Source organism: Pseudomonas sp. LAM2023 (genome assembly GCF_016620375.1).
Lineage (GTDB): Bacteria > Pseudomonadota > Gammaproteobacteria > Pseudomonadales > Pseudomonadaceae > Aquipseudomonas > Aquipseudomonas anuradhapurensis.
Genome location: NZ_JAENHV010000014.1, coordinates 75,387 through 101,260, shown reverse-complemented (window position 1 = coordinate 101,260; position 25,874 = coordinate 75,387). Strand labels below are relative to the sequence as shown.

The 25,874-nt window shown below is 65.3% G+C and carries 20 protein-coding genes; 12 read left to right on the top strand and 8 right to left on the bottom strand.

Annotated elements, in window-relative coordinates; genetic code table 11:
- Positions 1 to 23: 23 nt before the first annotated feature.
- Positions 24 to 1,301 (bottom strand): acetyl-CoA C-acetyltransferase, encoded by a 1,278-nt coding sequence (locus JKP78_RS05590; RefSeq protein ID WP_200626207.1) that lies wholly within the window; start codon positions 1,299 to 1,301, stop codon positions 24 to 26.
- Positions 1,302 to 1,418: 117 nt separating this feature from the next.
- On the opposite strand from JKP78_RS05590, the gene JKP78_RS05585 reads away from it, so the two are divergent.
- The 8 genes from JKP78_RS05585 (at position 1,419) to JKP78_RS05550 (ending at position 7,490) form a co-directional block, all read left to right on the top strand.
- Positions 1,419 to 2,771, top strand: a complete 1,353-nt coding sequence (locus tag JKP78_RS05585; RefSeq protein ID WP_186689651.1) for a 3-oxoacyl-ACP reductase — start codon at positions 1,419 to 1,421, stop codon at positions 2,769 to 2,771.
- A 2-nt stretch (positions 2,772 to 2,773) separates the two neighbouring features.
- Positions 2,774 to 3,625 (top strand): MaoC family dehydratase, encoded by an 852-nt coding sequence (locus tag JKP78_RS05580; protein WP_200626206.1) that lies wholly within the window; start codon positions 2,774 to 2,776, stop codon positions 3,623 to 3,625.
- Positions 3,626 to 3,728: 103 nt separating this feature from the next.
- Positions 3,729 to 4,034: a MazG-like family protein gene (locus JKP78_RS05575; RefSeq protein ID WP_013970728.1), complete on the top strand. Its 306-nt coding sequence runs from the start codon at positions 3,729 to 3,731 to the stop codon at positions 4,032 to 4,034.
- On the top strand, positions 4,031 to 4,780 hold the full coding sequence (locus JKP78_RS05570) for a methyltransferase domain-containing protein (RefSeq protein WP_170028113.1): 750 nt from the start codon (positions 4,031 to 4,033) through the stop codon (positions 4,778 to 4,780). Before JKP78_RS05575 ends, JKP78_RS05570 begins: the two co-directional genes overlap by 4 nt.
- A gap of 20 nt (positions 4,781 to 4,800) precedes the next feature.
- Entirely contained in the window at positions 4,801 to 5,436 is a 636-nt protein-coding gene (locus JKP78_RS05565; protein ID WP_186689653.1) for a DUF4136 domain-containing protein, read from the top strand.
- Positions 5,437 to 5,455: 19 nt separating this feature from the next.
- A complete protein-coding gene (locus tag JKP78_RS05560; protein WP_200626205.1) occupies positions 5,456 to 6,025 on the top strand; it encodes a DUF4136 domain-containing protein in 570 nt (189 codons plus the stop codon).
- Between the two features lie 103 nt (positions 6,026 to 6,128).
- Entirely contained in the window at positions 6,129 to 6,599 is a 471-nt protein-coding gene (locus JKP78_RS05555; protein ID WP_186689654.1) for an A24 family peptidase, read from the top strand.
- Between the two features lie 117 nt (positions 6,600 to 6,716).
- On the top strand, positions 6,717 to 7,490 hold the full coding sequence (locus JKP78_RS05550) for a response regulator transcription factor (protein WP_186689656.1): 774 nt from the start codon (positions 6,717 to 6,719) through the stop codon (positions 7,488 to 7,490).
- 8 nt (positions 7,491 to 7,498) lie between these two features.
- Here JKP78_RS05550 and pbpC read toward each other — a convergent pair whose 3' ends face one another.
- Entirely contained in the window at positions 7,499 to 9,853 is a 2,355-nt protein-coding gene (gene pbpC / locus JKP78_RS05545; RefSeq protein WP_200626204.1) for a peptidoglycan glycosyltransferase PbpC, read from the bottom strand.
- A 77-nt stretch (positions 9,854 to 9,930) separates the two neighbouring features.
- On the opposite strand from pbpC, the gene JKP78_RS05540 reads away from it, so the two are divergent.
- A complete protein-coding gene (locus tag JKP78_RS05540) occupies positions 9,931 to 10,224 on the top strand; it encodes a hypothetical protein (protein WP_170028107.1) in 294 nt (97 codons plus the stop codon).
- A gap of 164 nt (positions 10,225 to 10,388) precedes the next feature.
- On the opposite strand, the gene JKP78_RS05535 is transcribed toward JKP78_RS05540, so the two are convergent.
- Positions 10,389 to 15,290: an alpha-2-macroglobulin family protein gene (locus JKP78_RS05535; RefSeq protein WP_186689659.1), complete on the bottom strand. Its 4,902-nt coding sequence runs from the start codon at positions 15,288 to 15,290 to the stop codon at positions 10,389 to 10,391.
- Positions 15,291 to 15,459: 169 nt separating this feature from the next.
- Here JKP78_RS05535 and JKP78_RS05530 point away from each other — a divergent pair, with 169 nt between their 5' ends.
- On the top strand, positions 15,460 to 16,797 hold the full coding sequence (locus JKP78_RS05530) for an MATE family efflux transporter (RefSeq protein ID WP_186689661.1): 1,338 nt from the start codon (positions 15,460 to 15,462) through the stop codon (positions 16,795 to 16,797).
- A 133-nt stretch (positions 16,798 to 16,930) separates the two neighbouring features.
- Here the strand turns inward: JKP78_RS05530 and JKP78_RS05525 are convergent, their stop codons facing one another.
- The 5 genes from JKP78_RS05525 to JKP78_RS05505 form a co-directional block, all read right to left on the bottom strand.
- Positions 16,931 to 17,386 (bottom strand): REP-associated tyrosine transposase, encoded by a 456-nt coding sequence (locus JKP78_RS05525; RefSeq protein WP_200626203.1) that lies wholly within the window; start codon positions 17,384 to 17,386, stop codon positions 16,931 to 16,933.
- Positions 17,387 to 17,601: 215 nt separating this feature from the next.
- Positions 17,602 to 19,515, bottom strand: coding sequence for an arginine decarboxylase (speA, locus tag JKP78_RS05520; RefSeq protein WP_170028103.1), 1,914 nt, complete (start codon positions 19,513 to 19,515; stop codon positions 17,602 to 17,604).
- A 151-nt stretch (positions 19,516 to 19,666) separates the two neighbouring features.
- Positions 19,667 to 20,038, bottom strand: coding sequence for a translation initiation factor Sui1 (locus JKP78_RS05515; protein ID WP_170028102.1), 372 nt, complete (start codon positions 20,036 to 20,038; stop codon positions 19,667 to 19,669).
- 285 nt (positions 20,039 to 20,323) lie between these two features.
- Entirely contained in the window at positions 20,324 to 20,860 is a 537-nt protein-coding gene (locus JKP78_RS05510; RefSeq protein WP_170028101.1) for an NUDIX hydrolase, read from the bottom strand.
- Positions 20,861 to 20,862: 2 nt separating this feature from the next.
- The gene (locus tag JKP78_RS05505) at positions 20,863 to 21,930 is read right to left on the bottom strand and encodes a DUF2333 family protein (protein WP_200626202.1); all 1,068 of its coding nucleotides are present in this window, start codon (positions 21,928 to 21,930) and stop codon (positions 20,863 to 20,865) included.
- Positions 21,931 to 22,180: 250 nt separating this feature from the next.
- Between JKP78_RS05505 and JKP78_RS05500 the strand changes: the two genes are divergently transcribed.
- Complete coding sequence (locus tag JKP78_RS05500; protein ID WP_186689669.1) at positions 22,181 to 23,539, top strand: diguanylate cyclase; 1,359 nt, start codon at positions 22,181 to 22,183, stop codon at positions 23,537 to 23,539.
- 244 nt (positions 23,540 to 23,783) lie between these two features.
- Positions 23,784 to 25,745: a methyl-accepting chemotaxis protein gene (locus JKP78_RS05495; protein ID WP_200626201.1), complete on the top strand. Its 1,962-nt coding sequence runs from the start codon at positions 23,784 to 23,786 to the stop codon at positions 25,743 to 25,745.
- Positions 25,746 to 25,874 lie beyond the last annotated feature (129 nt).

Genomic DNA, 25,874 nt, shown 5'->3' with positions numbered 1-25,874 from the left:
GGCCGCTCCTACAGGGCTTGGTTTCAGCGCTCGACGATGACAGTCACCCCCTGCCCACCCGCCGCGCAGATCGAAATCAACCCACGCCCCTGCCCGGCCTGAGCCAACAGCTTCGCCAGGTTGGCCAGGATCCGCCCGCCGGTCGCCGCGAACGGGTGTCCGGCCGCCAGCGAACTGCCCTTGACGTTGAGCTTGCTGCGGTCGATTGCCCCAAGCGGCGCCTCCAGCCCCAGCCGCTGGCGGCAGTAGTCGGCATCCTCCCAGGCCTTGAGCGTACACAGCACCTGGGCGGCAAAGGCTTCGTGAATCTCGTAGTAGTCAAAATCCTGCAAGCTCAACCCATTACGCGCCAGCAGCCGCGGTACCGCATACACCGGCGCCATCAACAGCCCTTCGCGGCCAGTGACGAAATCCACCGCCGCCGTTTCACCATCGACCAGATACGCCAGCACCGACAGCCCTTGCTGCGCCGCCCACTCCTCAGTGCCCAACAGCACCAGCGAAGCACCGTCGGTGAGCGGTGTGGAGTTACCGGCCGTCAGCGTGCCCTGGCCGCTGCGGTCGAAGGCTGGCTTGAGCCGGGCCAGTTGCTCCAGGGTCAGGTCAGGGCGCAGGTTGTTGTCGCGGGTCAGCGCCAGGAACGGCGTCAGCAGGTCATCCTGCCAGCCTTCGGCGTAGGCAGCGGCCAGCCGCTGGTGGCTTAGCAGTGCCAGCTGGTCCTGCTCGGCACGCTCGATGTGCCAGGCCTGGGCCATGCGTTCGCAGTGCTCGCCCATCGACAAGCCGGTACGCGGCTCGCCATTGCGCGGCAACTCGGGTTTCAGGTGGTGGGGGCGCAGCTTCAGCAGCGGCTTGAGCCGTTCGACCAGGCTTTTGCCACGGTTGGCCTGCAGCAGGATGTGGCGCAAGCCTTCATTTACCGCAATCGGTGCATCGGAGGTGGTGTCCACGCCACCGGCAATGCCGCAGTCGATCTGCCCCAGGGCAATCTTGTTGGCCACCAGCAGCGCCGCCTCCAGCCCGGTGCCACAGGCTTGCTGAATGTCATAGGCCGGGGTTTGCGGCGACAGGCGCGAACCCAGCACGCATTCACGGGTCAGGTTCATGTCACGCGAGTGCTTGAGCACCGTACCGGCGACCACTTCGCCCATGCGCAAGCCATGCAGGCGATAACGTTCGATCAGCCCCTCGAGCGTGGCAGTGAGCATCGCCTGGTTGCTGGCGGTGGCATAGGCACCATTGGAGCGGGCGAAGGGAATTCGGTTGCCGCCCAGGATCGCGACCCGGCGAGGTGAACGCATGCGTTGGTTCCTCCTGAAACAATTTGATCCGTACAGCCTAGGTGTTTTTAGCGCATTCGAACGACCTTGCTACAAACTTGGTCCACACTTTCAAGCTTGCCTTCCGGGAGACCACTCATGAGCGATCGCTACCTCGGCTTTGCCAACTCCACCCTCGGCCGCCGGCTTGTGGATGCCCTTGGCCTGCCACACCCGGCTCCGCTGGAGCGCTGGCAGGCCGGCCGCCTGCGCCCGGTGGAGGGCGCCCTGGTGCTGGGTGGCGGGCCGCTGGCAAGCCAGGTCGAAGCCCTCGCCCCGCGCCTTACCGACACGCTTTACCGCTTCAATACCGACAACCTCCAGGCCGAGCCGTGGGTGGCCGGCCTGGGGCCGAAAATCAAGGCCGTGGTGTTCGATGCCACGCATTTGTCCGACAGCGACGCGTTGAAGCAGTTGCGCGAATTCTTCCAGCCGTTGCTGCGCAGCCTGGCACCGTGCGCCCACGTGGTGCTGCTGGGGCGCGCCCCGGAAAGCCTCGCTGACCCGCTGGCGAGCATTGCGCAACGGGCCCTGGAGGGCTTCAGCCGCTCGCTGGCCAAGGAACTGCGCAATGGCGCGACCGCGCAGCTGCTGTATGTCGCCCCCGGCGCAGACAGCCAGCTGGAGGGCGCATTGCGTTTCTTCCTGTCGCCGAAAAGCGCCTTCGTTTCCGGCCAGGTGCTGCGCCTGGAAGCCTGCGCCAGCCAGGTCGAGGACTGGACCCGGCCACTGGCGGGCCGCCGCGCCCTGGTGACCGGCGCCGCACGCGGCATCGGCGCTGCGATTGCCGAAACCCTGGCGCGGGATGGCGCCGACGTGTTGTTGCTGGACGTGCCGCAGGCCAGCCAGGACCTCGACGCCCTGGCCGCGCGCCTGGGTGGCAAGGCGCTGGCGCTGGATATCTGCGCGGGCGACGCGGCCAGCCGCTTGCTCGCAGCGCTGCCGGAGGGCATCGACATCGTGGTGCACAATGCCGGTATCACCCGCGACAAGACCCTGGCCAACATGACCCCGGAATACTGGGATGCGGTGCTGGCGGTAAACCTCAAGGCGCCGCAGGTACTGACCCAGGCGCTGCTTGACCACGGCGCCCTCGGTGACAATGCGCGGATCACCTTGCTGGCCTCGGTCAGCGGCATCGCCGGCAACCGCGGGCAGGCCAACTATGCCGCCAGCAAGGCTGGTTTGATCGGCCTGGCCCAGGCCTGGGCGCCACGCCTTGCCGAGCGTGGCGGCAGCATCAATGCCGTGGCCCCCGGGTTCATCGAAACCCACATGACCGCCGTCATGCCCATGGGCCTGCGCGAGGCCGGGCGACGCTTGAGTTCGCTGGGCCAGGGCGGGCGCCCGCAGGACGTCGCCGAAGCCATCGCCTGGCTCAGCCAGCCCGGCTCCGGGGCGATCAACGGCCAGGTGCTGCGCGTTTGCGGCCAGGCCTTGATGGGAGCGTGAACATGAGCCGACACTGGCACGACCTGCACAGCCCGGCTTCGCGCGCCAGCCTGTACCTGCGCGCAGCCAGCAAGCGCAAGATCAGCGGTGACCGCCTGCCGGGCGATGGCCTGCGTTGCCTCATCGGCGTCCAGCCGGGCAACCTGGCAGCCTATCGGCGGCTGTGCCATTTCACCGACGATGGCCGCCTGCCGGCTACTTACCCGCACGTGATGGCGTTCACCTTGCAGTTGCAATTGATGACCGCCGACGATTTCCCCTTCCCCCTGCTGGGCCTGGTGCACCTGCACAACCGCATCGAAGTGCTACGCCCGCTCGGCGCTGTCGAAGGGCTGCGCTTTGCGGTGTATACGGACAACCTGCAAGCGCACGCCAAGGGCGGCACCTTCGACCTGGTCAGCGAAGCCGAAGACGGCATCGGCCTGCTCTGGCGCGAGACCAGCCGCATGCTGGTGCGCGGGCTGAAGCTGGATGGCGCGGCGGACGAGCCGGCCGAAGAGCAACCGGCGGCATTGCCGGAGGCGACCCGCTGGTACGCCGACAGCGATATTGGCCGGCGTTATGCCAAGGTCTGCGGGGATTACAACCCGATCCACCTCAGCGCCGCCAGTGCCCGGCTGTTCGGCTTCCCCACCGCCATCGCCCATGGCATGTGGAGCAAGGCCATGGCCCTGGCAGCGTTGCGTGGCCGCCTGCCGCACAGTGGTTATGCCTTCGAGGTGGGTTTCCGCAAGCCGGTGCGGTTGCCGTCGGAGGTGCTGCTCAGTGCCAGTGAGGCAGGGCCGCAGGGAACGCTGCGGCTGGACGGGCATGGCGGCGTGCTGCATATGGTCGGGCGTTGGGAGCCCTTGTAGGCGCGGCCTTGTGTCGCGCCTACATGAACCCCGCCTGCCGTGGCGGAACACGCTTGCTTTGCATCGGGCCTGCGCTGAAGCTATGCAGCATTAGGAGACCCCGATGAACCTGCAAGAACTCACCCAACGCCTGCACCAAATCCGCGACAACAACGACTGGCGCGGCTTCCATAGCCCGAAGAACCTGGCCATGGCCGCCAGCGTCGAAATGGCCGAGCTGGTGGAAATCTTTCAGTGGCTGAGCGAAGACCAATCGCGCCAGCTGCCCGCCGACAAGCTGGCCCATGCCGGCCAGGAAATCGGTGACGTAGTGCTCTACCTGCTGCTGTTGTGCAGCGAACTTGGCCTGGACATGGACCAGGTGGTGCGGGCCAAGCTGGCCGACAGCGAGAGGCGCTTCGCCCGATGAACGACCGTCATTTCGATGAGCTGGCCACCCGCTTTGCCGAGAAGATCTATGGCGGCGCCAAGGGCGCGATCCGCCTGGCCGTGCTCCAGGCCGACCTGGCCGAAGCCTTGCCCGACCGCCCCCTGCGCATCCTCGATATTGGTGCCGGGTTGGGCCACATGGCCTTGTGGCTGGCACAACGTGGCCACCAGCTGACCCTGGCCGAGCCCGCCGCGCCGATGCTCGATGGCGCCCGGGCACGCTTCGCCGAAGCAGGCCAGCCGGCCACCTTCATCCAGGCCCCGTGGCAAGACCTGCTTGGCCAGCTCACCGAACGCTATGACCTGGTGCTGTGCCACGCTGTGCTCGAATGGCTGGCCGAACCGGAAAGCATCCTGCCTGTGCTGCATCAGCTCACCGCCCCTTCCGGGTGGCTGTCGCTGGCTTTCTACAACCGTGACGCACTGGTCTATCGCAACCTGCTCAAGGGCCATTTCCGCAAGTTGCGCAGCAACCGGCTGGAAGGCGAAAAGCAGAGCCTCACGCCACAAAAACCACTTGATCCGCGCCAACTCAGGGCGCAACTTGAGCCTATGTGGCAGGTTGAAAGCGAAAGTGGCGTGCGCGTGTTCCATGACTACATGCCCAAGGAATTCCAAGGCAAGGCCGAGCTGCTCGACCTGCTGGAAATGGAACTGGCCTACCGTCGCCACCCCAGTTTCGCCGGGCTCGGCCGCTACCTGCACTGGGTCTGCCGCCCCCGCTGACTCATCCGTCGGAGGACTACATGCCGTACCGTCTGTTGTGCCTGGCGCTGCTGCCGCTTGCCCTGGCTGGCTGCCAGGGCAGCAACCCGTACGTGGCCAGCAGCCGCCCGTTGCCCCCCGCCCCTGCCCAGGCGGCGACCACCTTCGATGCGAGTGCCTACCCGGCGCCCACGCGAGACTACGGGCATTACCGCAGCTGGAGCTGGCGCAACGGCCAGTTGCCCAGCGGCTCGGCAAATACCGACCCGGCGCAACTGGCCGATGCCGTCAGCGGTGCCCTCGACCAGCATGGTCTGCGCCCGGCCCACAGTGGCCCCGGCGACCTGCTGGTGAGCGCCGACATACGCCTGGAAAAGCGCTTGCGCCAAGTGCGTGACTACGACACCTACGACCCCTATTACGGCCCCTACCCCTACGGCGGTATCGGCTATGGCGGCTACCGCAATGGTTATGGGGGCTATGCCAATGTGCCTGTCGTACGTACCTACGAAGTGCAGGTGATGGTGGTCCGCATCGACCTGTACGACGCCCGCAGCGGCCAGCCGGTGTGGAGCGCCAGCGCCGAAAGCGGCAGTGACAGGGACTCGCCGCGAGAACGCGAAAGTGCCGTGCGCGACTCGGTATACAAGGCGCTCAGCGGCTATCCTCCCAGTTAGTGCCTAACGGAGAACCATCATGTTGCGCCGCCTCGTTCTACTGTCATTCGCGTTGTTGCTGGCCGCCTGCGCCAGCAATAACGTCCAGCAGGATTTCGACGCCAGCCGCGATTTTGCCGCCTACCGCAGCTGGGCCTGGCAGGAACCGGGCCTGCAATACCGCCCGGACGACCCACGGATCAAGAGCGACCTGACCGAACAACGCATTCGCCAGGCGGTCGCCGACCAGCTCGACCAACGCGGCCTGCGCCCGGCCCAGGGCGGCGCACGGCCGGACCTGACCGTGCGCACCTACCTGATCGTCGAGCAGCGCCAGCAACAGATCACCACCAACTACGGCGGTGGCTGGGGCGGATACTGGGGTGGCTACTGGGGCGGCCCGATGTACAACGAAACCCGCAGTGTCGACTACAAGGTCGCCACCATTCAGATCGACCTGTTCGACGGGCGTGATGGCAAGCTGGTATGGCGCGGCAGTGCCGAGCAGATCATGAACAACTACCCGCCAAGCCCGGAAGAACGCAACAGCGCAATCCAGAACACCGTGGCCAAGGTGCTGGGCAATTATCCGCCTGGCAGCCGGAAGTGATGTCCTGCAGGAGCGGGCAAGCCTGTTCCTGCAGGTCTATCTTCACTTAAGGAAACCTGACTGACCGGGTAGATGTGTTCAACCTTTGGAAGGCGCCCCGCCCATGCAAAGCATTGTTCTCCTGCTGTGGCTTGCCTTGTGCTCCGAACAGGACGTGCGTCAACGCCAGATCTCCAACCTGCTGACACTGGGCGTGGCGACCTGCGCCCTGGTCTGGCTGTTCGCCACCGGGCGCAGCTGGATCGGCGCCGATGCCAGCGATGCCGGCTGGGCACTGGCCATCGTCATGTTGCTGACCCTGCCCGGCTACATGCTCGGCCGTTTCGGCGCCGATGATGTCAAGCTGATGGGCGCCCTGGCCCTGGCCACCAGCCCGCACTATGTGCTCGGCACCTTCATCGGCGCCGGCGTCAGCGTGCTGGTGTGGCTACTCACCCGCCGACGCCTGTGGACCTTGCTCAACCCCAAGGTGAAAAAGCGTTTGCAGGCCCTTACCGAGGAAATGGGCGACAAGCAGGCATTCGTCCCCTATGTGCTCAGCGGTTTTCTTTTGACCGCTGTATGGATCCAATGAACGATCCCTTGGTCCGATACCTGTACATAACTTGTACAAAGCCGCTCCCCGCGACTATTTTTACTTGCCACAGCATCTGGCTCGGGAGCAGGACTGCATAAGAACAGGGAGTCGATCGTGTCCAAAGCATTCAGCCAAGTGAAAATCCTGGTGGTGGATGACCAAGCCGTAATCGTCGAGCAACTCTGTGAGTTCCTCGGGGCCCAGGGTTATCAATGCCTGCCAGCCCATTGCACTGACGAAGCCATCGACCGTTACCAGGCCGACGAGGCCATCGGCCTGGTCATCTGTGACCTGAGCATGCCCGGGCGAGATGGTATCGAGCTGGTCCGCGCGTTGAAGGCACTGGGTGACCAGCGTATTTTCGAGGCCATCCTGCTGACCGGGCGTGCCGAGAAGCAGGACGTTATTCGCGCACTGCGTGAAGGCTTTGCCGATTACTACCAGAAGCCCATGGACCTCGATGAACTGCTGGAAGGGGTGCGTCGGCAGGAACAGGTGGTACTGGAGCGCCAACGCAATATCCGCGACCTGGGCGGGCTGAACCAACGTTTGCAGGAGTTGGCCGAATCCGTGGACGAGCTGTATCGGGACCTGGAAAAAGCCCGCGGCCAAGGTGTGCATCGGCGTGCCAACGATGCCGAAGACGCTGAAAGCGAGCTGCCTGCGGCGTTCGAGAAGCTATCACCGCGCCAGCTGGAAGTGGCGCGGCTGGTGAGCACCGGCAAGACCAATTACCAGATCGCCTGCGAGCTGGGCATTACCGAAAATACCGTGAAGCTGTATGTGTCACAGGTATTGCGCCTGACCCACATGCACAACCGCACCCAACTGGCCTTGGCGCTGACGCCCAGTTCATCGCCGATACAGCAGCGCTTCACCCGCCATTGAAGCAACCGCTACTCGCTGACCTGGAACGTCACCCGCGCCGTCTCGCCGCTTTCATCCAGCGCGCTGATTTCGGCCTGACCGACCTGCTGGAAGCGGACCAGCAAGCTGTCCTGCCCCTGGGTCTCGCCCAACGGCTGGCCGTTGAGGAACCACCAACGCCGGCCGCCGCCACCCAGCGCTGACACATGCAGCTGCAACGGCTCGCTGCTGGTCGCCGGACGACGCAGGTTGTCGCCCGGGCGCACGCCCACGATCGATAGCGGCGGCGCACTGGCCGGCACCTGCGGCGGGCACGCCGGGTCGATGGCCGGCAGGCGCGCCGCCCGCCGCTCGACACGAGGTAGCCAAGGCTCCAGCGGGGCCGGCCACAACGCGATGTCGCGGGCTTTGGCGCCGGGGCAGCTGCCATCGACGCGGAGCCCTTGGTCGTTGACCCACACGCTTTCACGCAGGCCCAGGCCGAGCGGCTGGTCGGCCGCCTGCAGGGTGGGCGGTGTAGTGCCGTCCAACGTCCAGGCGAAACGCTGACGCCGGCAATTCGGGTCCTGCTTGTGCAATGGCTGGCCCAGCGGCCAACAGATCGCTGCCACGCCAACATTCGCCGGTACCCGTTCGACCGGCACACTGATGCCACGTTGGCTGTCGCGGTTGCTCAACAGGTCGTGCACCTGCAGCATCAGCGGCGCCGCCGAAGCCAGGCCGAACTGCCCGGGCACCGGCGTACCGTCGGGGCGGCCGATCCACACACCGATCAGGTAGCGTGGCCCCACGCCAATCGACCAGGCGTCACGAAAGCCGTAACTGGTGCCAGTCTTCCAGGCCAGTTGCGGGCGTTGCACCAACTCGGCATGCGGGTCGCGGTCGGGGCGCGCCTGCCCGCTGAGGATACGCCGGATGATCCAGGCTGCCCCGGGAGACAGCAGGCGGCGTTCCAGCAACGGGTCCTGCGGTTGCAGGCGCACCCGTGCACTGTTGCCACCCCGCGCCAGCGCCGCATAGCCACCCACCAGGTCTTCCAGGCGGCTGCCCGCGCCGCCCAGGATCAACGACAGGTTGGGCTCGGCCAGGGGCGGCAAGGTCAGCGGCATGCCAGCCATGCGCAACTGCGCGGCAAAGCGTTTCGGGCCGTAGGCTTCCAGCAACTGCACTGCCGGCAGGTTGAGCGAAAGCGCCAAAGCCGAACTGGCCGACACCGGCCCGCTGAAGCCCATGGAGAAGTTGCCGGGGCGGTAGTCGCCATAGCGCCGCGGTACGTCCTGCAGCAACGACTCGGAATGGATCAGGCCGTCGTCCAAGGCCATGCCGTAGAGAAACGGCTTGAGCGTGGAACCTGGCGAGCGCAGCGAGCGCACCATGTCGACATGCCCGAAGCGGCGCTCGTCGGCGAGGTCGATCGACCCCAGGTAGGCGCGCACCGCCATGGTCTGCGCCTCGACCACCAGGATGGCGGCGGAGGTCCGCTCCGGCAGCCGTGCTCGCCAGCCCAGCAGCAGGTCTTCGAGGCGCCGCTGCAAGGCGGCGTCGAGCGTGGTGCGGATCAGCGGCGGGCTGTCGGCGCTGTTCAGGCGCCGCGCCAGCAGCGGCGCCAGGGCAGGTTCCTGGCGTGGCGCCAGCACCAGCGGCTCTTCAGTTGCCTCGCGGATTTGCCGCTCCGGCCATACCTGGTATTCGGCCAGGCGTTGCAGCACCTTGTCACGGGCGCGCTGGGCGCGTTCGGGGTGGCGATCCGGGCGCAGCCGGCTGGGTGCCTGCGGCAGCACCGCCAGCAGCGCCGCTTCGGCCGGGGTCAGGTGCATGGGCGACTTGCCCAGGTAGGCCCAGCTGGCAGCGGCAACACCCTGCAGGGTGCCACCGAAAGGCGCACGGTCCAGGTAGATCTGCAGGATCTCGCGTTTCGACAGATGCCACTCCAGCTGCGCGGTACGCCACAACTGCCGCAGCTTGCCGGCCAGGGTGCGGTCATGCGGGTCGAGCAGGCGTGCCACCTGCATCGACAGCGTACTGCCGCCCGACACCACCCGCCCGCCGCGCAGGTTGAGCCAGGCGGCGCGGGCCAGGGCCAGTGGGTTGACCCCAGGGTGGCGGTAGAACCAGCGGTCCTCGTAGGTCAGCAGCGCCTGCAGGTACAACGGCGACACCTCGTCGGGGCTGACCGGGTACCGCCACACGCCATCGGCATCGGCAAAGCGCCACAACGGCGTGCCGTCCTCGGCCAGCACCACCCGCGCCAGGTCATCGCCAGGCATGGGCAGCGGCCACAGGCGGTCGGCCAGCCACAACAGACCGAGCACCACCAGCATGCCAGGCACGGCAATGCGCAACAGCCGGCGCGCACGGCTACGCAGCCGCGTTAAGCTTGGCATCGGGAACCGACCTGGCCAGGTGATGGCCAAAGGCTGGGGAACGGTAACCTCGCCGATTCGTTCATCAGGAAGCAACTATGCATGTAGAAGGTTTTTTCGAGTGGCTGGGCCAGGCATTGGGCTCGTTGATCCGCTTCATCGTCGACATATTCAGCGGGTTGTTCAATCTGCTGGCCAACGCCGGTGGCAATTTCATCGATGGCCTGGCACGCACCTTGGGCATGGACACCTCATTGCTCAGCATCCTGGCCCTGATCATCGGGCTGATGCTGCTGTATTCGGCCATCCGTGCGTTCATGCGCGCCTCGATCATCCTCGGGATCATCTGGCTGATGCTGGGGTTGTGGGTGATGAGCTGGGTGATTCACTGACTGATGCGGCGATCGTGTAGGAGCGGCCTTGCGTCGCGATCGGGCGCGCAGCGGCCGCAAAACCTGGCGACGCGGTCTACCCGCCGTTCCGCGTACCCAGGCAATGGGGCCGCGTTGCGGCCCTTTCGCGACACAAGGCCGCTCCTACACCAGACCGCATCGCCCTAGCGGGCTCTGACGGTCATTTCCCCTTGCCCATCGCCCACGGCCTGCAGGTTGGGCCGGTACATCGACTCGACCTGCGGCGCTGGCACACGGTAGGTGCCCGGGGTTACCGCCCGCGCCAGGTACAGCAGGTGGGTGGTGCCGTAGCCGTCGAGCTTGAGCGCGGCGACGTAACGGTCGTCACGGTACTCCTGGTGCACCAGGCTGGCGTTCTGCATGGAATCGCGCCATTCCTTCACCGCGCTGCTGGCGTTGTCCAGGCTGGCGGCACTTTGTGCCAGGTTCTGGTTTTCCAGCTCCAGGCCCGCCGGCAGCAGATCCACTACCAACGCGTCCGGCACCGGGTTTTCCGCCTTGAGCGCCAGGTGCACCAGCACCAGGTCGCCACTGCGCAGGCTGTGCAGGTCCAGCGGCTGGCCATTCATGCCCAGGTACTCACGGCGGATCTGCATGCCGTTGCCACCCGCTGGCTGTGCCTGGCGTGGGTAACCCGACAAGGTCAGCTGCTGGTACAGCGTCTCGCTGCCCTGGTTCTGCACACTCAGCGGCGAGGCCAGCAGTGGGCCTTCCAGCTTCATGCCGGACTCGGCATTGTTGAACTCACGCACCTCACCGGCGCTGTCCAGGCGTGCCTGCCACTGGCCTTCCGGCTTGCCCAGCAGGCCACGGCCAGCCAGGAACAGCGCATTGCGTTCCTGGGTCGACAACCAGCGGTTGGCTGCCAGCTCGTCCGACAAGGCGAACAGGCGCTGGTCGACCTTGCTGCTGGCCATGTCGTTCTCCTGCAGCAGTGCCAGGATCAGCGCCTGGTCTCGCAGCGAACTGCCGTAATCAGCCATCCAGCCTTTGCTGCGGCTGATGGCCAGGCCAGCCTGCAAGGCTTGGTTGGCGCGTGGCTTGTCGCCCATCTTGTCCAGTGCTACCGCCAGCTGCACCAGCGGCAGGCCGGAACGGGCGTCGGCGCGGCGTTCGAACAGGCCACGCAGGGCGCCCAACGGTGCCTGCTGGCTGCGCGCCAACACCAATGCGGCGTAGGCCTGTACGGCAAAGCGGGTGTGCTCGGCGTTGTCGCTGTAGTCGACTTCGATCAGGTTGCGCTCCTGCACATAACGCAGCAAGCGCTCGCTGGCCTTCTTCAGTGCTTCGGCCGGCACGCCGTAGCCCTGGTCACGGGCACGCAGCAAGAAGTCGGTGACATAGGCGGTCAGCCAGTACTCTTCTTCGCTGTCCGAGCTCCACAGGCCGAAGCTGCCGTTGTAGCGCTGCATGCCCAGCAGGTGCTCGATGCCCATTTCGATCTTGCGCTTGCGCACATCCGCCGGTTCGCCCTTGATGCCCAGGCGCTTGAGGCTGTCGGCATCCGCGTACAGCGACGGGTACAGGCCACTGGTGGTCTGCTCCAGGCACCCGTAAGGGTAGGCCTCGAGGGCGCGGATCTGCTCGCCCAGGTTCAGCGGCGGCCGGCTCGACAAGGCCAGGGTGGCTTCCAGGCCGGCAGGCTCGAAGGCGGCCAGGTCTGCTTCAGGCAGGGTCCACGGCTGATCCTTCAAGGCCACGCGGTAATGCTTGAGCATGGCCGGGTAGGCCGGGCGCACGCCCAGGGTCCAGTCACGTTCGAACGCCCTGCTCGGCTCGTTCGGTAGCTGCAGGCCGGTGACCCGCACACGCACCTTGCCCTGGCCCAGGCCACCCTGGGCCTGTACCGGGATCATCAGCGTCGAACGCTGGCCCTCAGCCAGGTTGACGTTCTGCTGGGCGCTGGCCGCCAGGCTCAGCTGGCCTTCGGTGCTGATTTCAACGTTCAGCTGCTGGGCGCGGCCGGACAGGTTGGCCAGGTCCAGCGCCAGGCTGGTGCGGTCGCCACCGGCGAGGAAGCGCGGCGCCGACAGCTCGGCAATCAGTGGCGCGGCGACTACCGTCTTGCCTTCGGCCATGCCGAAGTGCTCATCGGTCCAGGCCTGGGCCATCAGCCGCAGTTCGCCGTTGAAATCGGGGATATCGACCGTGGCCTGGCCCTCGCCCTTGGCGTCCAGGGTCACCGGCAGGCTCTGCTGGGCAACGATGGTCACGGTGGTGTTGGGGCGCTTGCCACCCTTGGCCATCGCCGCGTCACCGCCGAATGCCAGGCTGGCCAGGCGGCCCTGGCCGGCTTCGATCAGCTGGCCGTAGATATCCAGCTGGTCGGCACCATAGGCCTTGCGCCCGAACAGGCTGGCGAACGGGTCGGGGGTTTTGAAGTCGGTGATGTTGAGGATACCCACGTCCACCGCCGACAACAGCACATGCACCTGCTTGGGGATACTGCCATCGGCATTGGCGGCCTTGACCTTGACCGTCAGCGGCTGTTTCGGGCGCATCTTTTCCGGTGCCTGCAGGCTCACCGCCAGTTTGCGCTCGGCACGGTCCAGCGGCAGGTGCAGCACGCCCACCGCGCGTTTCGGCGTGGCATTGGCCTTGCGCTCACCGGGGCGGATCACCAGTGCGCTGATGTACAGGTCATGGCGGGCCCACTTCTCGTCCAGCTCCACATCGAAGGTCTTGCCTTCGGCGGGCACGTCGATCTCCTGCCACCACAGCGGGCCGTCGCTGGATTCGATCATCAGGTAGCCGCTGCCGGCCGCCGGTGGGGTAACGGTGACCTTGGCGGTAGCGCCGTCGGCATAGGATGGCTTGTCCAGCGCCAGCTTGACCTGGTCCGGGCGCACCGCGCCGCCTTCGGCGTTGTCCTGGGCACGGTAGCCAGCCCAGAAACGCTCGCTGGACACCAGGCCGGTCTGCGGGTCTTCCACCTCGACGCGGTACGGGCCCCATTCAACCGGGAAGCTCAGCTTGGCGGTGGAGCCGGCCTTGACGCTGATGGTCTCCTCGCTCTGGGTGAGGAACTTCTCGTTGTAGGCGTAGCTCCAGCCATCGCTCTGCGAGTAGTTCCAGTAATAGTCGCGGCGCTCGCGGATCAAGCGCACCTTGAGGTCTTCGGCGGCCAACTTGTTGCCGTCGCGGTCGGCTACCAGGAACTCGAATTCCACCGGCGCGTCGCTGTCGGTTTCCTCACCGTCAAACAGGCCACGCAGGCCTGGCAGACGCTCAGCCGGCCAGATGGGTTGTTCCAGGCGCCGGGTAATCGGCCGACCACCCGACTCCTGCAGGCTGGCCTGCACGGTCAGTTGCAGCGGCGAACGGGCTTCAGCCCAACGGCTCTCGATTTCGACCACGGCCTTGCCGGCCTGGTCGAGGGTCACTTCGTCCAGCTCCAGGTCCTGGTTCAGCTCGGTTTCGGTGACCGAACCGAACTGGTAGCCGGGCAGCGCGGGGACCGCCTCGCGCAGCGGGCGCACATAAGCCTGGCCGCTCAGGCGATTGCCGGCTGCCGGGGCGCCGTAGAGGTAACGGCCATTGACCCGGATGCGCGCATTCTCGTCAGGCGACAGCGGGGTGCTGCTGCCCTTGAGCTCCAGCGCCAGGCGCTCGGGCAGGAAGTCTTCGACAAGGAATTCATACACCTGCTTGCGCCCGCCGCCGAGGTCCAGCAGCAGTTGCCAGCGGCCGGTCGGGGCCTCGGTAGCCAGTTGCAGCTGGTACTGGTAAAGGCCATTGCTGTCGGCCTCCCAGACGAACTTGCGGCTGACCTGTTCATCGGGTCGGCGCACTTCCACGCTGACTGGCTGGGCTTTGACCGGCTTGCCGTCCTGGTCGCGCAGCAGGCCGTTGAGCAGCACGGTTTCGCCTGGGCGGTACAGGTCGCGCGGGCCGAAGATGAAGAACTGCAGCGGGTTGGCCTGGGGCCCGGTGATATCGAACTCGGCCAGGTCCAGCGCTGCGCTGTTCAGGCGCAGCAGGGTGGTGTGCACGCCCTGGGTGGCGATCAGGGTGTCAGCCTTGGGCGTGATCGGCAGTTGGGCATGGCCATCGCCATCGGTGCTGGCCTGGGCCAGCAGCTTGCCCTTGTCGTCGTGGATTTCCAGGTTGACCCCGCTCATCGCCTTGCCGCCTTCCAGGGCCTGGGCGAATACATCGAGGCGGTCGCGGTAACGGTGCGCGGATACGCCGATATCGCTGAGGGTGAACAACGTCGCCGGTTGCGAGTAGTCGTAGGTCCCCGAGGCACGCATCACCGCCAGGTACACGCCTGGCTCCTGCAGCGGCTTGATGCCGGCGATCGGCAGCAGCACGGTCTCGCGGGTGTTACGCGCGGGGTTGAGGTCGAAGCGGCCGCTGTAGACCAGTTCGGCCATGTCCAGGGTTTCCTTGGACTGGTAGTAGTACAGGCTGCTGTTGCGTCCCCAGTTGGCGAGGAAGGTCGAGAGCATTTCCGGTTTTACCCGGAAGAACTCGACATCGACCTTGTCGACATTCAGGGCGATCACCGGCAGGCCTTCGGCCAGGCGGGTCGGCAGCAGCGAACCGCGGCTGGCGAAGCCGATGGTCGGCTGCATGTCGCGGGTTTCCAGGCGGGTGATCGACTCTTCTTCCAGTTGCTTGCCGTTGACGGCCAGCAGGCCTTTGTCGACGGTCAGCACCAGCTTGCGCTGTGGCTCGAGGTGACGCAGGCGCAGCTCCATCTGGTTGTCGGAGAGTTCCCAGGCGCCATCGAGCTTACCTTTGACGGTATCGACCAGATGCACCTTGGTGGCCAAGTCCTGCTTGGCATCCAGCGGCGCGGAGAAACTGATCGACAATGTGGCAGCGCCATCGAGCTGCACTTCGGAAACATCCAGCACCGTGAGCTCGCGGCCCTCGTAGCGCTTGGCGAGCTTGGCCGGGTCTTCGCGCTGGGCTGCCGGGGCAGCGGCAGGCGCGCTGGCCGCCGGTTTTTCGGCCGGTACAGGTTTGTCCGGTGTCGAAGAGTCACAGGCACTGAGCAAAGCCAGCGCACAGGCCAGCAACAATCCTTTGTTGAACATGGAGTAGAAACTCTTTGGCAGGGTGTACGTGAGGGCAGCAACTATAGCGCAAACGCAGGCGCAGTACCCGATGTTGCGTGCGAGGTGTGACCAGAGTCGCGCGAATAGGTGGCCCGGCCGTTACACTGTGGCCATCGTTGAAGCGGACCCTGATCAGGCAAGGATTCCAATGTCGCAACTGGCCACCGACTGGCAGCATCGTCCCACCCACAGCAAGGTCTGGGCGCTGGCTGCGCCGATGATCCTCTCGAATATTTCCGTGCCGCTGGTCGCCCTGGTCGACAGCACCGTCATCGGCCACCTGCCCCATGCCCACCAGCTTGGCGCCGTGGCCGTGGGCGCCACGCTGTTCACCTTCATGGTCGGCCTGATGGGGTTCCTGCGCATGGGTTCCACCGGCTTCGCCGCCCAGGCCGCCGGGCGTGCCGACGGCGCGGCGCTGCGCCAGGTGCTGGTGCAGGGCCTGCTACTGGCGGTGGCCTTTGCCCTGCTGATCGGCCTGCTCGCCCTGCCCTTCAGCCAGCTGGCGCTGCACGCCATGCAGCCAAGCGAGGCGTTGCAGCAATCCACCGAAGACTTCTTCCACACCCGCTTGCTCGGCCTGCCGGCAGCGCTGGCCAGTTATGCGCTGGTCGGCTGGTTCCTCGGCACCCAGAACGCGCGGGCGCCGCTAGCGATTCTGCTGACCACCAACCTGCTGAACATCGCTCTCAACCTGTGGTTCGTGCTGGGCCTGAACTGGGGCGTGCTGGGCTCGGCACGGGCCTCGGTGATCGCCGAATGGAGCGCCGCGTTGCTCGGCCTTGCCCTGACCCGCCCGGCCCTGCGCGCCTACCCGGGGCAGATCGTGTGGTCAACGCTCAAACGCTGGCAGGCCTGGCGCCCGCTGCTGGCGGTGAACCGCGACATCTTTCTGCGCAGCCTGGCGCTGCAGATGGTGTTTCTGCTGATCACCGTGCAGGGTGCGCGCCTGGGTGAAGCCACGGTGGCGGCCAATGCCCTGCTGCTCAACGGGCTGCTGCTCACCGCTTACGCCCTCGATGGCCTGGCGCACGCCGTGGAGGCGCTGTGCGGGCATGCCATCGGTGCACGGGACCGGGATACCTTGCGCCGCTCGCTGGTCGTGGCCTGTGGTTGGTCGTTGATCATCAGCCTGGGGTTTGCCGGTGTGTTCCTGCTGGGCGGGCACCTGTTCATCGACCTGCAGACCAATATTGATAGCGTGCGGGCGGCGGCTTATCCGTACCTGCCATACCTGGCATTGCTGCCGTTGATTGCGGTGTGGAGTTATCTGCTGGACGGGTTGTTCATTGGTGCAACCCGGGCGCGGGAGATGCGCAATGCGATGTTGCTTTCGGTGCTGATTGCTTTGCCCCTGGGTGTTCTCATGGGAGGGTTCGGCAACCATGGATTGTGGTTGGCGTTCCTCGGGTTCATGGGGTTGCGGGCGATCACCCTGGGGTGGGTGGGGTGGCAGTTGCAGGAAAAGGGCCTTTGGGTTCAGTGACGCCGGGGCCGCTTTGCGGCCCATCGCGACACAAGGCCGCTCCTACAAAGGTTCGCGGGGCGGCGTGGTATCGCGGTCATCTGTAGGAGCGGCCTTGTGTCGCGAAATGAGGGCGAAGCCTTCACCTGCAGGCTCACAGCCACACACAATCCCAATGTGGATAATCGCCAGCCCGCCGCACCAACCCAGCCCGAATGGGATTAGCAATGATGTATCGAGCAGCGGCTTTCACATCTTCCTCCCTGCGCAGAGCCCGGTCATGAAAGCCAGGCTGCCAGATATGCCGTCGCTCAGCGCCTCTGGGGTAAAGCGCACAACTGCTACGCGACTTGAAGCCGCACATGAGTTTGCCCAGGCTGCTCGGCCCAAGCTCGACCAGCCAGTGCAGATGGTCTGGCATCAGAACCCATACTAATGAGCGGCAACTACCTTCATGGTGACTCAGACGTAATTGCTGGATGGCCGCACGTGCGAACCAGAGGTTTCTGAACAGAGGTAGCCGCTGGCGAGTAATCGTGGTCAGCAGATAGAGCCGGCCTGGCTCTGAGAAGCGCCCTTGGCGTAATCGATGGTTACCGTGACGATCCATGTCGAACTCCCTTGAACATTGCATTCAAAGGTAGCCGTGGCGATGAAGGCCATCGCCAGCGAACCATTACCGGGTATGACGCGGTGAGGGCTACGCCCTCAGATCGCGACACAAGGCCGCTCCTACGACAGGCCCCATCACCCTGTCTCCATTTGTAACCGCTATCTCATGGAGCGGCCTTGTGTCGCGATGGGCCGCAAAGCGGCCCCCTGGACTCAGGACGACAGGTACGAAGACCGGGTCAACCCCAGGCGCAAGGCATCCAGATACTGGGTCCGCTCACGCGCGCTGATCCTGGCACTGGCCACCTTGTCACGGTAATGAGTCATCAACTCCTCCGGCGACAGGTGCACGTAGCGCAGCATGTCCTCGATGGTGTCGTGGGTCTCGATACCGGCGTGGTACACGCTGCCGTCGGCGTTCTGGTAGATGTTCACCGAGTCGGTGTCACCGAACAGGTTGTGCATGTCACCGAGGATTTCCTGGTAGGCACCCACCAGGAACACGCCCAGCAGGTAGTCCTCACCTTCCTTCACCGCATGCACTGGCATGCTGGTCTCGATGCTCTGCTCGTCGACGTACTGGTTGATCTTGCCGTCCGAGTCGCAGGTCAGGTCCTGCAGCACGGCCCGGCGCATTGGCTCCTCGTCCAGGCGGTGCAGCGGGATGATCGGCAGCACCTGGCCGATGGCCCAGGTGTCCGGCAGGCTCTGGAACACCGAGAAGTTGCAGATGTACTTGTCGGCCAGCTTGTCGTTGAGCTCGTCCAGCACCTGGCGGTGCGAGCGCTGGCGGGCTTTCAGCGAGTTGTGCAGGCGCCGGCACACGGCGAAATAGCACTGCTCGGCCAGGGCCTTTTCGGCCAGGCTGATCTTGCCGTCGGCGTACTGCGCGGCCACGTCACCCATGTAATGGGTGGCGCGCCAGTAAGTCTCGGTCACCATCTCGATGTCGGTCGGGCCGAGCAGGTCGACCAGCCACTGCACGGTCTCGGGCAGGGATTCCTTGTTTTCGATGGTCGGCACGTCGTCGTTGTGTTTCTCGACATCCGTTACCTGGATGACCAGCATGGCGTGATGCGCGGTCAGCGAGCGGCCACTCTCCGAGAAGATGTGCGGGTGCGGCAGGCCCTGCGCATCGCAGAACTCCTTGAGCATGCCGACGACCACGCCGGCATAGTCGTCCATGTCGTAGTTGATCGAGCTGGCATTGCGCGAGTGGGTACCGTCGTAGTCCACGCCCAGGCCACCACCGACGTCGATATGGTCCACCGGCAGGCCCAGCGCGCGCAGCTCGCCGTAGTACCGGATGGCTTCCTTGAAACCATGCTGGTAGTCGGCCAGGTTGGCGATCTGCGAACCCATGTGGAAATGCAGCAGGCGAATGCCCTGGTCCAGGCCGGCATCGCGGAAGCGCTGCACCACCGAAATCAGCTGGGCAGCTGACAAACCGAACTTGGACTTCTCGCCACCGGTGTCGGCCCACTTGCTCGAGGCCAGCGACGACAGGCGCACGCGCAGGCCTACCTGCGGCTTGACCTTGAGCTCGGCGGCTTCATCGATCACCAGCGCCACTTCCGACTCTTTCTCGATGACGATGAACACATTGTGGCCGAGCTTCTGGCCCATCAGCGCCAGGCGGATGAACTCGCGGTCCTTGTAGCCGTTGCAGACGATGGTGCCGCCCTTCGGCGCCAGCGCCAGCACCGCCAGCAGCTCGGGCTTGGAGCCGGCTTCCAGGCCGATGGAAACGTTTTGCGTGGCGATGATGTTTTCCACCACCGCTTCCTGCTGGTTGACCTTGATCGGGTACAGCGCGGTGTACTGGCTCTGGTATTCCAGGCGCGCGATGTTGGCATCGAAGGCGCCGGTCAGCTGGCGCACGCGGTCCTGCAGAATGTCTGGGAAGCGCACCAGCAATGGCAGCGACAGGCCGCTCTGGCGCAGTTCGTCGACCTGTTCGAACAGGTCGATCGGTGCGCTTTGCGGGCCGTTGGGGCGCACTTCGACGCGCCCGGCTTCATTGATGGCGAAATAACCAGCGCCCCAATGACGGATGCCATAAACACTGCGGCTGTCGGCCACGGTCCATTGGCTACCATCGTCTTTGCGTGTGCGTCGTACGGACATTCAAGTCCCCTATAGATAAGTCGAAGACACTGCCCCGCAAGGAGGCGGGCGCAGTGTAAAAGCCAAAAATGACGATTCGTCCGTGCCCAAGGTAGACCCTGGTCACGGCAACGAGTTTAGAAAGCACTGGGCAAAAAAGCGCGTGGCCGCATCAGCCGCCGGACTTTTTCGCCTTGAAACCCTGCTTGATCAGCTCGCCGATCAACAGCTCGACATGGTCGCCCTGGATTTCAATGACCCCATCCTTCAGGGCGCCACCGGTACCGCAGCGGCGCTTGAGGGTGGAGGCCAGCTCCTTGAGCTGTTCGAGCGGCAGCGGCACACCGCTGACGGTGGTCACGGTCTTGCCGCCGCGGCCCTTGCTTTCGCGGCGCACACGGGCAATGCCATCACCTTCGGGAATGGTTTGCTGCTTGCAGGTACAGGCATCCACCGGCTGGCTGCAGTCGGGACAGTGCCGACCAGCGTCGGTGGAGTAAACAAGACCGCCAAGGGCGGCGAAGGACGAAGCTTTCTTGGCCACTTTTGTTCCTCTGGGCTGAGGACAAAAACTGGTCGGCGGGAGCCGACCGCGAAGCCCCACTCTGGCAGGGGCGGCGCTACTGCCACAAGAACTGCGGCAGCCCGAAAAGGGCGCGCAGTTTAACGATAAATGCGGCTGTTGCTAAGTACCGGATTGCGGCATTTTGCGAAAGTTTTGCGACCCCGCGCGGGTAAACCCGCTGCCAGCGGGATTTCACAGGCCAGGAGGCCTTCGCGGTACCTGTGGGTGCAGGTTACCCACGAAGGGGCCGGCATGGCTCCAGCCCTATTCGAGGCTGGCTTTATAGCGCTGCAATGCCGCCAACGAGTCCGGGCAATACGGCTTTGCCAGGCGCTCCTGCTCGACCTGCTCCAGGCCAATGAAGCGCGCCTCGATGACTTCCTCCGGCTGCAGCCGCAACGGCGCATCCGACACCGCCGAATACACCGCACACCACAAGCGGTTATCCGGCTGATCGAAGTAGAAGCGCTCGTGGAAGCGCAACTCGACACCGTCGATGCCCAACTCCTCGGCCAGCTCGCGCGCCGCCGAATCGGCATAGGCCTCCCCGGCGGTGACCATGCCGCCTGCCGCCACATCCCAGTAACCCGGGTACAGCGCCTTGCTCAGGGTGCGCCGGTGCACGCACAGCTCACCGGCGCTGTTGAACAGCAGAATGAACGTGCACCGCCCAATCAGGCCGCGCTGGCGCAGCTCGGCGCGTGGCAAGGCCCCCAGGACCTGGTCGGCTTCGTCCACCCAGGTGACCAGCTCGCGGTCGGAAGCCGCCCGGTGGGCGGCCTCGTCAGGGCTGATAGCCATCTTCAACCCTGCGACAGCAGCTGACGCAGGTCGATCACTGCGGCGTTGGCCCGGGAAATGTAGTTGGCCATGACCAGCGAGTGGTTGGCCCACATGCCAAAGCCACTGCCATTGAGCACCATCGGGCTCCACAAGGCTTCCTGCGAGGCTTCCAGCTCACGGATGATCTGCCGCACGCTGACCGTGGCGTTCTTCTTCGCCAGCACGTCGGCGAAGTCCACCTCGATCGCGCGCAGCAGGTGCGACAGCGCCCAGGCCTGGCCACGGGCTTCGTAGAACACGTTGTCGATCTGCAACCACGGGGTTTCCACCAGTTCTTCATCCACCTGCGGCGCCTGGCCGGCAACCACCGACTCGGTCTTCAGCGTGGTGTTGAGCTTGACCCGGCCAACGCTGGCCGACAGGCGCTGCGACAGCGAGCCCAGGCGGGTGGCCACGTCACCCAGCCAGTTGTTCAGGTTGTCGGCACGGGTATAGAAGATCGCGCCCTTGTCGCCAGCCGCCAGACGGGTCTGGTAGCGGCTCAGCGACTTGATGCCCTCTTCGAACTCCGATTCGCTCGAGGGCAGGATCCAGCTCTTGTTGTCGAAGTTGAAGCGCGGCTCGGCCTTGGCCAGGTCGGCGTCTTCGGTGGACTGCGATTGCGAGCGGGCGAAGTCCTTGCGCAGGGCACGGGACAGATCGCGCACCTGGACCAGCACGCCATACTCCCAGCTGGACATGTTGTCCATCCACAACCCTGGCGGGAAGCGGTCGTTGGAAATGTAGCCACCCGGCTTGTTCAACAAGGTGCCAGCCACGGTCTTGAGGGTTTCGACGGTGGTGTAGCCCACCACCATCTGCTGGCCAGCGCGCTCGGCTGCAGCCTGGGCGTTCTGCTGCACCGGGAACAGGGCCGGCTCCTGGCTCCAGTACCAGCCCAGGCCGATACACACCAGCAGGTACAACCCGATGAGGGTGCCCAATGCACGGCTCCAGAGGCCGCCAAGGTAGCTACGGGCGGCGGCGCCACGGCCGTCGACGCGCTCGCGGGGCTCGGCTTGGGCCTCGCGGTTTTTCCAGTCCAGCATGGCTTTGTCCTTAATCAGTCACGACGGTTCAGGGGCTTGGACCACAGGCCTGTGCCAGGGTGCCACGGCAAGCCCGCATGGCTGCACTATAAAGCAGACACCGCCTTACGCATAAGCGACCAATCGGTCGGCAACTGAATATTCGTTCTGCCCGCTTTGTTGATACAGAGCACTCCCGCACCGGCAAAGAACTGCTAGCATAGAGCCATCATCGCCTCTGCACCTCCCACCCCTACAAAGTAGCCAGGACATGAGCCAAGCAGTCGAGCCGAGCCCGCAGTGCCCCGCCCAACAGCTGACGCGTAGCGGCCTGCGCAAGGACGACCCGCTCGGCCAGTTGCTGCCATCGCCCATCCGCAAGCCGGTGTACATCCTGCTGCAGGACCACGAACGTGCCCAGCGCCTGGCCCAGCAACTGGAATTCTTTGGCCTGGTGGTGCAGGCGCTGGCCAGCACGTCGGCATTCCACGCCTCGATCGCCGAATACCCTCCCTCGGCCATCATCATGGATGTCGATTTCAACGGCGCCGGCCAAGGCCTGCTGCTGGCGGCCCAGGTCCAGCAGGGGCTGGCCCGCCACATTCCGCTGCTGTTCTTCAGCCACCACGAAACCGATACCCCGACGCGCCTGGCCGCGGTGCGCGCCGGGGCCCAGGACTTTCTCACCGGTACCCTGGAAGCCTCCAGCCTGCTGGAAAAGGTCGAGCGGCTGACCAACGCTACCCCGCACGACCCGTTGCGCGTGCTGATCATCGACGATTCGCGCACCCAGGCATTGCACACCGAGAAGGTGCTGAGCAGTGCCGGCATGCTCACCCGCAGCCTGACCGACCCCATCCGCACCATGGCCGAACTGGCCGACTTCCAGCCCGACCTGATCATCCTCGACCTGTACATGCCCGCCTGCACCGGCCCCGAGCTGGCCAAGGTCATCCGCCACAGCGACCGCTACGTGAGCGTGCCGATCATCTACCTGTCTGCCGAGGATGACCTGGACAAGCAGCTGGATGCCATGAGTGAAGGCGGTGACGATTTCCTGACCAAGCCGTTTCGCTCACGCCAGCTGATCACCACGGTGCGCAACCGGGCCGCCCGTGCCAGGCACCTGAAGGCGCGCATGGTGCGCGACAGCCTGACCGGGCTGTACAACCACACGCATATCCTGCAACTGCTTGAAGACTGCAGCTTCCGCGCCCGGCGCGAGCAGCAACCGTTGAGCTTCGCCATGCTCGACATCGACCACTTCAAGAAGATCAACGATCGCCACGGCCACCCGATGGGCGACCGCGTGATCAAGAGCCTGGCGCTGTTTCTCAAGCAGCGCTTGCGCAAGACCGACTTCATTGGCCGCTATGGTGGCGAAGAGTTCGCCATCGTCATGCCCAATACCGCGCTGCACGCGGCGCACAAGGTGCTGGACGAAATCCGCCGGCGCTTTGCCGAAATTCTCTACCCGGCCCAGCCGCAGGATCTACGCTGCACCTTCAGTGCCGGGGTGGTGCAGCTGGACGACGGGCTGGATGCACTGACCATGGCCAGTGCGGCAGACGAGGCGCTGTACCGGGCCAAGCATGCCGGGCGTAATTGCGTGGTGCGGGTAGAGCCCTGAGTTGCTCATCGCCTGTACCGGCCTCTTCGCGGGCTTGCCCGCTCCCACAAGGATTACGCTGCATTCAGGACTGGTAGATATCCTGTGGGAGCGGGCGAGCCCGCGAAGAGGCCAGTACAGGCAATACAGATACAGGCACAGTGCCACTTTTTTATCTGACACCAGCCCCTTTCGTCATCACTCCGTCACACAACCGCCATAACTTCAGCCACCGACTCTCTCCTCCCGCAGGAAGCTCGCGGCTATGCGCCTGAAGTGGCTGACCAATTTCAACACCCTGTTGCTGGTAACCGTGTGTATCGCCCTGGGCGCCACCCTGTGGTGGTCGCAGCGGGCCCTGGAGCGCCCCTATCAATTGATGGAGCACTACCTGGGCCTGTCCCAGCAGTTCCAGCACCAGGCTGCAGGCAACATCCAGGCCTACCTGGCCAGCGGCGATGCCCTGCGCCACGCAGCGGCCATGGAGGCCAACCAGCAACTGCAAGCGGCGTTGGCCGAATGGCCCGCCGAACTGGCTGACCAGCTACGCCCCAGCCTGGACAGCCTGCAGGCCTTCACCGCCGAGGAACTGCTGGCTGCCGGCAAGCTGGCCGGCGACCCGCAGGCGCTGTTGCTGCAGGCCGAGCGGGAACTGGGGGCCAACTTCGAACAGCTGGCTGATTACGTGCGTGACAGCGCCAGCGCCGACGCCAACCGCTACCTGCAGCCCCTGCTGGAGGCCACCGTGCACCTCGGTCGCCTTTCGCTGGCACGGGACAAGCTGGTCAGCAGCAGTCGCCCGGAACTGGCCGACGAAGTCGAGCGCGAGCTGCAGCGGATTCGCGCCCAGGCCCAGATCATCGACAGCCTGCCACTGCTTGGGGTAACCCGTGCTGCCGAATCCGGCGCCGACGACTTTGCGGCCATGATGGGCCTGGAGACCCAGGCCAGCGCCCAGCAGGAAGACATCGCAATTGGCCTGAAACGTGAGCTGCAAAGCCTGCTCAGCCGCTACCCGGCCGAGCTGCAGCGCACCCGCGACCAGATCGAGCGCCGAGCAGCCCTGGCCGCCAGCACCGGCCAGCGTCTGCAAGCGGTGCAGCAGGCCATCGCCGCGCTGGAGCCAGAAGTACGCAGCCAGCACGCGAAGATCGCCGCCGAAGTACGCATCATCCAGGGCCTGATGATTGCCCTGATCCTGCTCATCGCCCTGCTGGTCGACACCTTGCAACGGCGCCTGGCACGCACCCTGACCGGCCTGGCCCCGGCCCTGTCGCGCTGGGCCGAAGGCGACTTCGCCAAGCCCATCACGCTGGGCAAGACCAACCGCGAACTGCACGACATCCAGGATTCGCTCAACCGCCTGCGCCAGTACCTGGTGGAGCTGGTCGGCACCATCCGCCACAACGCCGAACAGGTGGCCGGCAGCAGCCATGCCCTTGCCGGCATGAGTGCCGCGTTGCATGACGGTGCCGAACGCCAGGCGGGTGACACCGGGCAGATTCGCGATGCCCTGGGTGAACTGGAAGCGACCATCCAGCAGGTGGCCGGTGACGCCAGCGCCGCCGCCGACGCCAGCCGCGATGCCGGCCGCGCAGTGGAACAGGGCCAGACGGTGATTGGCCAGAGCCTGTCGGGCTTGCGCGCACTGGTCGATGAAGTGCAAGGCAACGCCCGCATGATCGAGCAACTGGCGGAAGAGTCGGCCACCATTGGTGGCGTACTGACAGTGATCCGCTCGATTGCCGAACAGACCAACCTGCTGGCATTGAATGCCGCGATCGAAGCCGCGCGTGCTGGCGAGATGGGCCGTGGTTTTGCCGTGGTGGCTGATGAGGTGCGTTCGCTGGCGCAGCGCACCACCGGGGCAACCGGCGAAATCCAGGCACTGATCGACCGCCTGCAGCAGGCCGCCAGAAGCTCGGTGGCCGGTATGCGTGCGCAGCTCGAACATGCCGAGGCCACCGCCAGCCAGGCCCAGGCCGCAGACGGGGCGCTGGACCAGATCGTCAGTGCCATCCGCACCATCGCGGACACTGCGGTGCGGATTGCCGACGTCACGGCGCAGCAGAGTGGCGCGGTAAGTGAAATTCGCGACCACAGCCAACGCATCCATGCGCTGGGCGAGGACAACCTGCAACGCATTGGCGAGGGGCGTGAGCAAGGCGAGCAATTGCTGAGCCTGGGCGGTGAGCTGAACCGGGCGGTGCGGGCCTTCAGAGTCTAGGTTGGCCTGTACTGGCCTCTTCGCGGGTAAACCCGCTCCCACAGGGATAGCGTATGGCTTGAGGTCTATGCGGTCGAGGTGGGAGCGGGTTTACCCGCGAAGAGGCCGACACAGGTAGCAAATCAGCCA